The sequence below is a fragment of the Ruegeria sp. BG6 genome, assembly GCF_056538465.1.
Map to the genome: position 1 here is coordinate 199673 of NZ_JBQFTB010000001.1, position 12541 is coordinate 212213.

A 12541-nucleotide genomic window follows, 5' to 3' on the forward strand; every position below is an offset into this window, starting at 1 on the left:
GTGAATGCAGAGGCAATCGCCCGCGTCAATCTGCCTAAAAATTAGGCATGCGATGATTTTGCAGGCTTGTGGCATGCGGATTTCTTGGTCATATGCGCAGAATTCGATATTAAATGCGCAACTGCCCAAGGAATAAGCACTTTGACCCTGCATCTTGCTGACAAGCCTTTGTACCCGCCGGTTTTGCTGGCGCCGATGGCCGGAATCACCGATCGCCCGTATCGCGATCTGGTGATGCGCTTTGGCGCGGGCATGGTTGTCAGCGAAATGGTCGCCAGCCAGGAAATGGTGCAGGCAAAACCGGGCGTGCGCGAACGGGCCGAGCTTTCGGCGGATGTCGAAAATACCGCCGTTCAGCTTGCCGGGCGTGAAGCACGCTGGATGGCGGAAGCCGCGCGGCAGGTCGCTGATCGCGGCGCGCGGGTGATCGACATCAACATGGGCTGTCCAGCCAAGAAGGTGACCAACGGGTATTCGGGTTCGGCCCTGCTGAAAACGCCCGACCATGCCCTGACGCTGATCGAGGCGGTGGTGGAGGCGGTGGATGTCCCAGTGACGCTGAAGACCCGGCTGGGTTGGGACGACAGCCTGCTGAATGCGCCGGATGTGGCGCGCAGGGCGCAGGATGCCGGTATTCGGATGGTCACGATCCACGGTCGAACACGGTGTCAGTTCTACAAGGGACACGCAAACTGGCAGGCCATCCGTGCGGTGAAAGAGGCAGTGACCATTCCGGTCATAGCAAACGGCGACATCGTCGACACGCAAACCGCACGGACCGCCTTGGATCACTCGGGTGCCGACGGCGTGATGGTCGGACGTGGGGCGCAGGGAAAGCCCTGGTTGCTGGCGCAGTTATGTCACGACCTGTTCGGTGCCGACGCGCCGGACGTTCCGACAGGGCATGATCTGAGCGCGATGGTGCAGGAGCACTATCAGGCCATGCTGGATTTCTATGGACCCGACCTTGGTCTGCGCGTCGCTCGCAAGCATCTGGGGTGGTACATGGACGAAGCAGGAACGCCCGCCGCCTTGCGCCGCGCGATACTGACATCGCGCGCTACATCCGAAGTTCTGCGTTTGATCGCGGATGCAATCCCGCATCAGGGGGAAGCGGCCGCATGACCTCGGACCAGAGCATTTGGGCCTCATTGCCGGTTCCCGCATTCATCATCGACCGTGACGACCGGATCGCCGACGTCAATTCAGCGGGTGAGGGGTTCCTGAACGCCTCGCGCCGTTCGGTTGTCGGGCATCCGGTGTGGGATCAGATAGCCGTCGACGCCCCCCTGGAAGAGGCGTTTCTGAGGGCACGGCAGAATGGTTCGCCTTTGTTCGTCAATGATGTGGATGTTGGATCGGGCAGTCGTGCGCCTCTGCAATGTGCGCTGCAGATCGCGCCGTTGATGGGTCATCCGGGATCAATGATCATGATCCTTTCTCCGCGCGAACTGGCCGGACGGATGACTCGCGGGAACACGGTGAAATCCGCCGCGCAATCGGCTATCGGAATGGCCGAAATGCTGGCACATGAGATCAAAAACCCGCTGGCTGGCATCACTGGAGCTGCCCAGCTGCTTAGCATGAATATCTCTCAGCAAGATATTGAGTTAACAGACTTAATTGTCGAAGAAAGCCGCCGGATCGTAAAGCTGTTGGAGCAGGTGGAGCAGTTCGGAAACCTGTCGCAGCCGGACTTCCAGCCGGTCAACCTGCATGACGTGCTGGACCGTGCGCGGCGTTCGGCGCTGCTGGGGTTCGGCGCACATATGAAGATTGTCGAGGATTATGATCCGTCGCTGCCGCTGGCTTATGGCGATCAGGACCAGATCCTGCAGGTCATTCTGAACCTTCTGAAAAACGCATCCGAGGCGGCCGGACCGGAAGGCGGGACCATTCGCCTGCGCACCTATTTCGAACATTCATTTCGTCTGCGGCGCAACGATGGGTCCGGCCATTCCCTGCCGCTGCAGATCGAAATCATCGATGACGGCCCCGGCTTGCCCGAAGACATCCTGAGCGACATTTTCGATCCCTTTGTCTCTGGCAGGGAAAACGGCACGGGTCTTGGTCTGGCGCTGGTCAGCAAGATCGTCTCCGACCACGACGGCTGGGTTTCGGCCGAGTCGGTTCCGGGCCGGACGGTTTTTCGCCTGTCACTCAGGCGGGCGCCACGGGACGCGCAATGAAATTGAAACCGGCGGCAAATGGCATAGCAAGGAGAACAGCAGATGGATGGCACAGTTCTGGTCGCAGATGACGACCGCACGATCCGGACGGTTCTGACGCAGGCACTGACCCGTGCGGGATGCAAGGTGCACGCAACTTCTTCTTTGACGACGCTGATGCGCTGGGTCGGAGAGGGCAAAGGCGATGTGGTCATCTCGGACGTGGTCATGCCGGACGGCAATGGGCTTGAGATGCTGCCGAAGATCGCGCAGGACAGGCCGGGATTGCCGGTTATCGTGATCTCGGCCCAGAACACGATCATGACGGCAATTCAGGCGGCTGAGGCCGACGCTTATGACTATCTGCCGAAGCCTTTTGATCTGCCGGATCTGATGAAAAGAACGGCCCGGGCGCTGGATCAGAAGCAACGACCGCAGTCTGGTGCCCCGGAATTGGTTCGGGATCGCCCGGAGGAATTGCCTCTGGTGGGGCGTACGCCGGTTATGCAGGCGCTGTACCGGCTGGTGGCGCGGGTCATGAACACCGATCTGCCGGTTATGATTTCCGGTGAAAGTGGAACCGGTAAGTCTCTGATTGCGAAAGCAATACATGACTTCTCGGATCGTCGGACATTGCCTTTTGTTTCCGTCACCGCGTCTGAGTTGCGGGATCTGGAAGGACCTGCCCGCGTCATGGCGCGGGTTCGGGGTGGCACCCTGCTGATCGACGAAATCGCAGATATCGAAGACGACATTCAGGCCCGGATCGTGCGGATGATGGACAGCCCGGGCGATCATCTGCCGCGCTTCATGGCAACCAGCCAGTCGGACCTGACCGAAGCAATGGAAAGCGGCCGCGTGCGCCAGGATCTGTATTATCGTCTGTGTGGCGCGACGATCCACGTTCCGGCCCTGCGCGAAAGAATGGACGACATTACTTTGCTGGCCGATCATTTTCTGGCACGGGAAGAGCGTGAGACCGGCACGAAACGCTGGCTCAGCGCCGAAGCGGTTGAACTGGTGCGCCGTTATTCGTGGCCCGGGAATGTGCGGCAACTGGAAAACGCGGTGCGCCGCCTTGGGCTGACCAGTCAGGCGGATGAGATATCCAAAACCGAAGTCGAGATGGTTCTGGGCAGCCAGCCTGAGGCCGAACCGGTTCTGGGGGGCGGAGAGCGTGAGAAACTGTCGGCCTCGGTCGCGCGGCATCTGCGGCGGTATTTCGATCTGCACGGCAACATGTTGCCGCCTCCGGGACTGTATCAGCGTATCCTGCGCGAAGTTGAGGCGCCGCTGATCGAAATCGCGTTGGACGCAACCGGCGGAAATCAAGCAAAATGTTCGGATTTACTAGGGATTAACCGAAATACGCTGCGAAAAAAGATCATCGACCTCGATATTGAGGTGACACGCCGTCGCAAACTGATGTAATATCGCCACACAAACCGTGGCATTCGGGTTTCTACCTGGCAAGGACCACGACATATGGCGGTAAGCCGCGCAAGCGGCACATCAGGATGAGGGCAGACGGTGGCAACCCGGGCACAGAGCGGGCCAATACCATCGATTAATCGATGGCGAAAATCCCGAAAACTGCGCAATTTCGGCACCTTGGGGCTGGTTCTTCTGGGGCCAGCACTGGCGCTTGCCACCTATCTTGTCATTGGTCCGTTCGATCTGGGTTCGGCCGCGCCGACATTGCGCCTGATCCTGTTGGCCGACCTTGTCTATGTGCTGGTCGTGGCCGCACTTGTGCTAAGTCAGGTCGGCAGTCTGATCGCGGCGCGACGCGCCAAGTCAGCAGGTTCCCGTTTGCATTTGCGCCTGATCGGCGCGTTCACGCTTCTGGCGCTTGTGCCGACGGTGACCGTTGCCATTTTTGCCGGACTGACCGTGAATATCGGTCTGGAGGGTTGGTTTTCGGATCGTGTGCGCGAAGTTGTCGGGTCGTCGCTCAGTGCGGCCGAAGCCTATGAACAGGAACACCGTCAGGGCCTGACACAGGACGCGACCGTTCTGGCCCGGTTTTTGGATAATGCTCGGTCTCTGGATTATTATATTTCTGACGCTGAGTTGCGCGAAGTTCTGGCCCAGGGCCAGTCGCAGATTCAGCGTGGCCTGCGTGAAGCTTATGTCATTGACGGTAGCGGCGATATCCGGGCCCGGGGCGACAGGTCTTACCTGTTCAACTACGAAGAACCCACGGCTGAGCAACTGGCGAACGCGACCCACCGGGGCCTGCTGATCATCGCGGACTGGCAAAACAGCGAATTCAGGGCGCTGGTCCCTCTGCGGGCGTATCTGGACCGTTACCTTTATGTCAGCCGTGACGTGGACGGGCAATTGCTGACCCTTTTGGATGACACCAAGGAAACAGCGCAGTTCTATCAGCAGCTTGAAAGCGAACGGGGCAGGGTGCTGTTTGAATTCGGCCTGTTGTATCTGGGTTTCGCGGTGATCCTGATCCTGGCGGCGATGTCGTTGGGCATGTGGTTTGCTGAACGCTTGTCTCGCCCGGTGGGCCGCCTGACCACAGCAGCGCAGCGTGTTGGCGCGGGTGACCTGAGCGTTCAGGTTATTGAAGAGGCCAGCGATGACGAGATCGCGATGCTGGGTCGGTATTTCAACCAGATGACCCGCCAGTTGAAGGGTCAGCGGGACACGTTGCTGGAAAACACCCGTCATATTGAACGCCGTCGTCGACTGTTCGATTCAGTGCTCAGTTCGGTCACCTCAGGGGTTGTCGGAGTTGATCCTGACGGGTGCGTTACATTCGTGAACCGATCCGCCCAGCGTCTGCTGGACTGGTCGCGGGGCGAGGAGCTTTTGGCGATCGGTATCGCGGTACCCGAGTTCCTGCCTTTGTTCGAGAACCTTAAGGAAAGTGGGCAAGAGGCTGTTCAGGAAGAGATAAAAGTCACCCGAAAGGGCCAGTTGGAGAACCTTTTGGTCCGCATGGCAACTCGGCGCGGTGAGGATGGCGGGCTGGAAGGTTACGTGGTTGCCTTTGACGACGTGACAGACCTTGTCAGCGCGCAGCGGATGGCAGCCTGGGGCGACGTGGCGCGCCGGATCGCGCATGAGATAAAGAACCCTCTGACCCCGATTCAGTTGAGTGCCGAAAGGATCAAGCGAAAGTTCTCGCGCAAGCTGGACGAGGAGGACAGCAGCAGCCTAGAATCGATGACGGATGTCATCGTCCGGCAGACGAATGACCTGCGGCGCATTGTTGACGAATTCTCGAAGTTCGCTCGCATGCCTGAACCGGAACGGCGCGAGGAAAACATCGTTGATCTGGTGCGCGAGGCCGTTTTGCTCCAGCAGGCCGGGCAGCCGGATGTGCAGATCGATGCAGATCTGCCGAACCACGCTATTCCGGCGGATGTGGATGCGACGATGTTGAATCAGGCCCTGACCAACCTGATCAAGAACGCGGGCGAAGCTATTGGAACCTTGAAGGAAAAAGGTGCACCTAAAAACCTCAAGCCGCAGATCAAGGTTAGGGTATCGACAGATGATGCCGGGACACAGATCACCATCGCGGATAACGGAATCGGGCTGCCGGAAGACCGGGCGCGTCTGTTTGAACCCTATGTGACCACCCGCGACGAGGGCACCGGCCTTGGCCTGCCCATCGTGAAGAAGATCATCGAAGAACATGGCGGAGCGCTGACTTTGGAAGACGCGCCCGTATTTGACGGACAGGACCATTTTGGCGCAATGGCCGTGATCCGGTTACCTGGGGGCAGTGTTTCCCCGTCAGTCGCGCCACAGAAGCAGGCTATTAAAACCAACAAACTGAAAGCAGGCCAAAGATGAGCGACATTCTGATCGTAGATGACGAACGCGATATTCGCGAGCTGGTGTCCGACATTCTGGAGGACGAAGGCTATTCAACCCGACTTGCCGGCAATTCGGACGATTGCATGGCGTCGATCAACGCTGAACCTCCGGGTCTTTTGATCCTCGACATCTGGCTCAAGGACAGCCGAATGGACGGGATCGACATCCTGAAAGCGGTAAAGCGCGACAACCCGGACGTGCCCGTTGTGATTATTTCCGGTCACGGGAATATCGAGATTGCCGTGGCGGCCATCAAGCAGGGCGCTTATGACTTTATCGAAAAGCCATTCAACATTGACCAGTTGATGGTGGTCATCCGGCGCGCGATGGAAACCTCGCGTCTGCGTCGCGAAAACGCGTCGCTCAAGCGCAAGGAAGTCAGCTGCTCGGACATGATCGGCAAATCGGCATCGTTCCGTGCGATGCAGGGCCAGTTGGACAAGGTGACGAAGTCCAACGGCCGCGTGATGCTGAGCGGCCCTGCCGGGTCGGGTAAGGAAATCGCGGCACGCTATATCCACGCACATTCCAACCGTGCCAATGCGCCTTTCGTGACCGTGAATTGCGCCGGGGTCGAGCCCGAGCGGATGGAAGAGGTGCTGTTTGGCCGCGAGACATCTGAACGCGGTGTTGAATCAGGCCTGCTTGAGGAAGCCCATGGCGGCGTGATCTTCTTTGATGAGGTCGCCGATATGCCGTTGGGCACGCAATCGAAGATTCTGCGGGTTCTTGTGGATCAGCAATTTCAGCGGGTTGGCGGAACCGACAAAGTCCGGGTTGATCTGCGCGTCATCTCTTCGACCAATCGGGACCTGGAAGAAGAAATCACTGCTGAACGGTTCCGGGAAGAGTTGTATCACCGCCTGAACGTTGTTCCGATTGCGGTGCCGTCGCTTGAAGACCGGCGCGAGGACATTCCGGTACTGGCGCAGCACTTTATCGAAATGTGCAATGAAGCGCAGGGCTTGCCCGTTCGCGAATTGTCGGATGAGGCAATTGCACTGCTGCAGACCATGACGTGGCCGGGCAACGTGCGTCAGCTCAAGAACCTGATCGAACGCGTGTTGATCCTGGGGGATGGAACCGGTCCGATCGAGGCGCGGGAACTGCCCAACGACGAGGAAAAGGCCGAAGATTCTGGCCGCGTGGTTCTGTCCGGTGCGCTGGCGACTTTGCCGTTGCGCGAAGCGCGCGAGGCGTTCGAGCGGGAATACCTGCTGACACAGATCAACCGGTTCGGTGGCAATATCAGCCGCACCGCCAGTTTCGTCGGGATGGAGCGCAGTGCGCTGCACCGCAAGCTGAAGTCGCTTGGCGTGGTCACATCGAACAAATCCGGCGCGCGTGTCGCGCAACTGGATGAACCGGAACCGGCGGAATAACCCGCCGGTTCAGCCGGTGTGACCCGGCGTTATGATCTGAAACGACCCGTCGTCGAACTTCACGAAACAGGACTCGGTGCTTAGCGGCGGCAGGGTTGTCGTACGGGTCAGCGATACCCGGGATTTCACCGCTTGTTTGCAAGGTGGCAGGCTGACCGGGCGAAAACCCTTTTTGGCCATGCATTGCGCCTCGACCGTGTTGCGCAGGTCCTGATTCACATCGACGGTGTAGACGCGTCCGGGTTCCCACCATCCGGGTGAACGGTAGCAGTGGCCGCGACCATCGCAATAGGTGCGCCCCGGCCAATAGACGGGTGGGCTTTGCCGGACTTGGTTGGCAACAGGCACTTCATTCAGGGCCTTTACCTGGCATTGCGTGGTCTCCTGCTGCAGTCGCGCCACGCTGGCACCTTCGCGGTAATAGAGTGACAGAGGCCCGCAGGAAGACAGCAAGAACAAAGGAATAAAGGCGCGTAGCATTGTTTTCATGCGCATATCTTGCCTCACTCCCTGTTCCATGACAATTCAATTGACCGCTTTGGGGGCATCTGTCATTCAAAGATTTCAGGCAGAAGGGCCAGGAACATGAAGGTCATCATTTGCGGTGCGGGTCAGGTCGGCTGGCAGATTGCACGGCACCTTTCGGGCGAACTGAACGACGTGACAGTGGTGGACAACAATCCCGATCTGGTGCGCCGCGCGACCGAAACGCTGGACGTGCAGGGTATCGCAGGCTTCGCCAGCTATCCGGATGTGCTGGAACGGGCCGGGGCCCGCGATGCAGACATGATCATCGCCGCGACCCACTCGGATGAGGTGAACATGGTCACCTGCCAGATGGCGCATTCGGTGTTTTCGATTCCGCGAAAAATCGCTCGTCTTCGGTCCAAATCCTATCTGACAGCGATTCATGCGGACCTGTTTCGCCGGGACCATCTGCCCATCGACGTGGTGATCAGCCCGGAACGCGAGGTAGCCGCCGCCGCCATGCGCCGCCTGTCGGCCCCGGCGGCTTTTGACACCGAGATTTTCATGGATGGCAAGGCGCAGCTGCTGGGCATCCGAGTGGATGAAGACTGTCCGATCATCAACACGCCGCTCAGACAGCTGACCGACCTGTTTTCCACGCTCAGCTCGATCGTAGTCGGTGTACGCCGGGACGGCACGCTGTTTGCACCGGAATCCGAGGATCAGCTGTTTGTCGGTGACGAATGCTATGTCTTCACCAGCGTCAACGACGTCGAGCGCACGATGGAGGTGTTCGGCAAAGCACAAAAGAAACAGGACCGAGTCGTCATTGTGGGTGGCGGCAATGTCGGCCTTGAAGTGGCTCGCACGCTGGAAGAACGCGAAAGCCGCGTGCGCGCCAAGATCATCGAACGCGACCGCCGATGCGCCGAACTGGCCGCAGAAGCGCTGGAGCGGACGATTGTTCTGAACGGCGACGGGCTGGATGCGGCATTGCTGCGGGAGGCTGGCATTGAACGGGCCGACGCGATGCTGGCCGTCACGGATGACGACCGTGCCAATCTGTTGGCCGCGGTACGTGCCAAGGCCGAGGGTTGCGCGATGGCGATCGCGCTGATCAACGATCCCAGCATGGTGGCGCTCATGGGGCCATTAGGGATCGACGCCTATATCAACCCGCGCGCGACCACCGTCAGCTCGATCCTGCGCCATATCCGTCACGGCCGGGTGCGGCAGGTCTATTCCATCGGCGATGCCGAGGCCGAAGTGATCGAGGCCGAAGTGCTGTCAACCTCTCCCATGGCGGGGCAGAGACTGCGCGACATCGATTTCCCCGAAGGCGTTCTGGTCGGCGCGGTGCGCAAGGGCGACGAGTTGCTGCGCCCGACCGGCAGCCTGCGGATTGATGAAAAGGATGTGGTGGCCATCTTTGCCATGGCCAAGGACGTGCCCGAGGTCGAGCGCTTGATGCAGGTTTCGATCGATTTCTTCTGATGGCACACGCGCGGACACAACGGATCGGGCTTTTGCGGCGTTTGCCGCTGTTTCTGTTGATTTGGGGAATAACCGCGTTCTCGATGTGGGTGCCCGCAGTCTACGCGCTGGTATTGGATGACCACGACACGTCGCGATCGTTCTTCTACTCGGGCCTGCTTGGACTGTTTCTTGTGGCGAGCATCGCGCTGGCCTCGTCCAACAGGATACCTCGGCGCGGCACATTGGGGCAGTTGGCCGTTCTGCTGGGCTGTTTTACCGTTCTGCCCGTGTTTTTGGCGATCCCGTTTCACGATGCGCTTGGCAACACCACCTTCCTGAACGCGTATTTTGATATGGTCAGCGCGATGACCACAACCGGCGCCGACCTGTTTCCGAACCCCGACCGCCTGACTGCGCCGCTGCATCTGTGGCGGGCGTTTGTGGGCTGGATGGGTGGTTTGCTGATGTGGATTTCCGCAGCGGCGATTCTGGCGCCGTTGTCCTTGGGCGGGTTTGAGATTACCGCGCAGGGTCAGCCGGGACGACCGGTTTCCGGTGTTGCGCAAAGCGAAAAGGTTGATCCAAGGGGACGCCTGCTGCGTGTGGCGCGAACCCTGACACCCGTCTATGCAGGGCTGACTGCGGTGGTCTGGATATTGCTGCTGATTGCCGGTGAGGTTGGCCTGACCGCCGTAAGCCACGCGATGTCGGTCATGGCGACCTCCGGCATTTCCCCGGTGGGCGGGATGGAAGGGGCTCAGGCAGGTTTGACCGGTGAGGCGATCCTGTTCCTGTTCCTGTTCTTTGCATTGTCAAGGCTGACGTTTTCGGCAGATACGGCGACCTCGGGCTACTCCCGGCTGGATAAGGACCCCGAATTCCGCATCGGATTGTTGATCGTGGTTGCCGTAGCAGCCCTGCTGTTCTTTCGCGTGTTGGCTGGTGTGAACGAAATCGACGGCCAGATGTCGGTGCTTCAGGGCCTTAAGGTGATATGGGGCATGACATTTACAGCCTTGTCTTTTCTGACAACGGCAGGATTCGAAAGCAGCAACTGGGACGATGCGCAACAGCTTTCGGGGCTGGGAACACCGGGTCTGATCCTGATGGGGCTGGCCCTGATCGGGGGAGGGGTCGCCACCACGGCCGGCGGGGTCAAGCTGTTGCGTGTGTTTGCGCTATACCTCAATGGCGCGCGCGAGATCGACCGGCTGATCTATCCGTCATCGGTCAGCGGCGTTGGCGGCGGGAACCGGCGCATTCAGACCAATGGCGCCTTCATCGCCTGGATCTTCTTGATGATGTTCGCGCTTACGGCGGCGGTGTTCAATCTGTTGCTCGCCGCCATGGGGGCCGGGTTCGAACAGGCAATGGTTCTGACTGTTGCCGCGCTGAGTACGACCGGCCCCTTGATTGAACTGGCAACTGACGTTCCGATCCGGCTGATCGATATGACTGCAGGTGCAAAACTGACGATGTGCGCAGCAATGGTAATCGGCCGGCTTGAAACACTGGCGATCATTGCCTTGATCACCCCGGCCCTCTGGCGGGACTGACGTGGGGTCAGCAAAAGGAATTAGTGCCTGATTTTTAATCTGGAATATCTGTGAACTCCGCTCCATACTCACCCGGAGGGAGCGCGTTGGTCCGCAGCGCGTAGCAAGAACAATGGCGAGATTATAAAAATATGGCTTCGGACAGACAGAATCTTCAGGACGCGTTCCTGAATAATGTACGGAAAGCAAAGGTTCCGGTCACGATTTTCCTGATCAACGGTGTGAAATTGCAGGGTGTGATCACCTGGTTCGACAATTTCTGCGTATTGTTGCGCCGCGACGGACAGTCGCAGCTTGTCTACAAGCACGCGATTTCGACAATCATGCCGTCGCAGCCGATCAGCCTGTATGAGGGCGAAGACGCCTCTTGATGGAACATGAGAGGGCGCGCACCCGGGCCTGGGTGCTGCATCCCCAAATCAAATCAGATGAACAGCGCCGTGTCCCGGGACCGGCGCTGGAAGAAGCGGTGGCGCTTGCCGCTGCTTTGCCCGATCTGGATGTGGTCGGGTCGGAAATCGTGCGCTTGCAACGGGCCCAGCCGGGGCTTTTGTTCGGCAGCGGCAAGATCGAAGAACTAGGCGAGCGACTGCACGAGCACGAGGTCGAACTGGTTCTGATCGATGGCCCGGTGACGCCGGTACAACAACGCAATCTTGAGAAAGCGTGGAAGGTCAAGATCCTTGACCGGACCGGACTGATCCTGGAGATCTTCAGCGATCGGGCACGCACCCGCGAAGGTGTGTTGCAGGTCGAGATGGCCGCGCTCAGCTACCAGCGGACGCGGCTTGTTCGGGCCTGGACCCACCTAGAACGCCAGCGGGGCGGCCTGGGGTTTGTCGGTGGACCCGGCGAAACCCAGATCGAGGCCGACCGGCGTGCGATTGACGAACAGCTTGTGCGCCTGCGCCGCCAGTTGCAGAAGGTGGTCAAGACCCGCACGCTGCACCGCGCCGCGCGGGCCAAGGTTCCGTATCCGATTGTCGCGCTGGTTGGGTATACCAACGCCGGAAAATCCACATTGTTCAACCGTCTGACGGGTGCTGAAGTGATGGCCAAGGACATGTTGTTCGCTACGCTGGACCCGACCATGCGGCGGGTCGAGTTGCCCGACGGCCCCGAGGTGATCCTGTCGGATACCGTTGGTTTTATCTCGAACCTGCCCACCGAACTGGTCGCCGCATTTCGCGCCACGCTGGAGGAGGTGCTGGGTGCCGATCTGGTCGTGCATGTCCGCGATATCAACCACGAGGACACCGAAACACAGGCACAGGATGTCGAGGCCATTCTGACCTCGCTGGGGGTCGATGATGAACGGCCCCGGCTTGAGGTCTGGAACAAGATAGACCTGATGACTGACGACGAACGTGAGGCCGCTTTGGCGCGTGCGGAACGTGATGCTTCGATCTTTGCCATCTCGGCAGTGACCGGCGAAGGCGTCGAGGCGCTGCTGGCCGAGATTGCAACCAAATTGCAGGGCGTGCGGCATAAGGAAACTTTGACGCTGGGGTTTGCCGATGGCGGCAAGCGCGCGTGGCTGTTTCGGCAGGATGTGGTCCGGTCCGAGCAACAGACCGAAAACGGGTTCGAGATCACGGTGCTTTGGACCGCGAAGCAAGCGGCGCAATTTGCTGCTCTTTGATCCGGG

The 12541-nt window shown here is 59.5% G+C and carries 10 protein-coding genes; 9 read left to right on the top strand and 1 reads right to left on the bottom strand.

Annotated elements, in window-relative coordinates; all coding sequences use genetic code 11:
• The first annotated feature begins 141 nt into the window (after positions 1-141).
• From dusB to ntrX, 5 genes are all read left to right on the top strand, one after another.
• Positions 142-1125, top strand: a complete 984-nt coding sequence (gene dusB / locus ACR0JW_RS01050; RefSeq protein WP_170824498.1) for a tRNA dihydrouridine synthase DusB — start codon at positions 142-144, stop codon at positions 1123-1125.
• On the top strand, positions 1122-2189 hold the full coding sequence (locus ACR0JW_RS01055) for an ATP-binding protein (RefSeq protein WP_170677363.1): 1068 nt from the start codon (positions 1122-1124) through the stop codon (positions 2187-2189). Before dusB ends, ACR0JW_RS01055 begins: the two co-directional genes overlap by 4 nt.
• A 42-nt stretch (positions 2190-2231) precedes the next feature.
• On the top strand, positions 2232-3599 hold the full coding sequence (locus ACR0JW_RS01060) for a response regulator (protein ID WP_170610742.1): 1368 nt from the start codon (positions 2232-2234) through the stop codon (positions 3597-3599).
• Between the two features lie 99 nt (positions 3600-3698).
• A complete protein-coding gene (locus ACR0JW_RS01065) occupies positions 3699-5987 on the top strand; it encodes a sensor histidine kinase (protein WP_170677361.1) in 2289 nt (762 codons plus the stop codon).
• Positions 5984-7393, top strand: coding sequence for a nitrogen assimilation response regulator NtrX (gene ntrX, locus ACR0JW_RS01070; protein WP_170610749.1), 1410 nt, complete (start codon positions 5984-5986; stop codon positions 7391-7393). The genes ACR0JW_RS01065 and ntrX overlap by 4 nt, the downstream gene beginning before the upstream one ends.
• Before the next feature lie 9 nt (positions 7394-7402).
• On the opposite strand, the gene ACR0JW_RS01075 is transcribed toward ntrX, so the two are convergent.
• Positions 7403-7882 carry a hypothetical protein gene (locus tag ACR0JW_RS01075; protein ID WP_170619163.1) on the bottom strand — a complete coding sequence of 160 codons (480 nt, stop codon included), beginning with the start codon at positions 7880-7882 and terminating at the stop codon, positions 7403-7405.
• A gap of 96 nt (positions 7883-7978) precedes the next feature.
• Here ACR0JW_RS01075 and trkA point away from each other — a divergent pair, with 96 nt between their 5' ends.
• The 4 genes from trkA to hflX all read left to right on the top strand — a co-directional run bounded on the left by trkA (position 7979) and on the right by hflX (position 12535).
• On the top strand, positions 7979-9355 hold the full coding sequence (trkA, locus tag ACR0JW_RS01080; RefSeq protein WP_170677359.1) for a Trk system potassium transporter TrkA: 1377 nt from the start codon (positions 7979-7981) through the stop codon (positions 9353-9355).
• Positions 9355-10893, top strand: a complete 1539-nt coding sequence (locus ACR0JW_RS01085; RefSeq protein WP_170610757.1) for a TrkH family potassium uptake protein — start codon at positions 9355-9357, stop codon at positions 10891-10893. Before trkA ends, ACR0JW_RS01085 begins: the two co-directional genes overlap by 1 nt.
• Positions 10894-11024: 131 nt before the next feature.
• Positions 11025-11264: an RNA chaperone Hfq gene (gene hfq / locus ACR0JW_RS01090; protein WP_010440340.1), complete on the top strand. Its 240-nt coding sequence runs from the start codon at positions 11025-11027 to the stop codon at positions 11262-11264.
• Positions 11264-12535, top strand: coding sequence for a GTPase HflX (gene hflX / locus ACR0JW_RS01095; RefSeq protein WP_170677358.1), 1272 nt, complete (start codon positions 11264-11266; stop codon positions 12533-12535). The genes hfq and hflX overlap by 1 nt, the downstream gene beginning before the upstream one ends.
• Positions 12536-12541 lie beyond the last annotated feature (6 nt).

Bases quoted from the DNA above. Each gene is read 5' to 3' on its own strand.
- ACR0JW_RS01085 (WP_170610757.1), top strand. From the start codon at position 9,355: ATGGCACACGCGCGGACACAACGGATCGGGCTTTTGCGGCGTTTGCCG.
- hfq (WP_010440340.1), top strand. From the start codon at position 11,025: ATGGCTTCGGACAGACAGAATCTTCAGGACGCGTTCCTGAATAATGTA.
- ACR0JW_RS01055 (WP_170677363.1), top strand. From the start codon at position 1,122: ATGACCTCGGACCAGAGCATTTGGGCCTCATTGCCGGTTCCCGCATTC.
- ACR0JW_RS01075 (WP_170619163.1), bottom strand. From the start codon at position 7,882: ATGAAAACAATGCTACGCGCCTTTATTCCTTTGTTCTTGCTGTCTTCC.
- hflX (WP_170677358.1), top strand. From the start codon at position 11,264: ATGGAACATGAGAGGGCGCGCACCCGGGCCTGGGTGCTGCATCCCCAA.
- ACR0JW_RS01060 (WP_170610742.1), top strand. From the start codon at position 2,232: ATGGATGGCACAGTTCTGGTCGCAGATGACGACCGCACGATCCGGACG.
- trkA (WP_170677359.1), top strand. From the start codon at position 7,979: ATGAAGGTCATCATTTGCGGTGCGGGTCAGGTCGGCTGGCAGATTGCA.
- ntrX (WP_170610749.1), top strand. From the start codon at position 5,984: ATGAGCGACATTCTGATCGTAGATGACGAACGCGATATTCGCGAGCTG.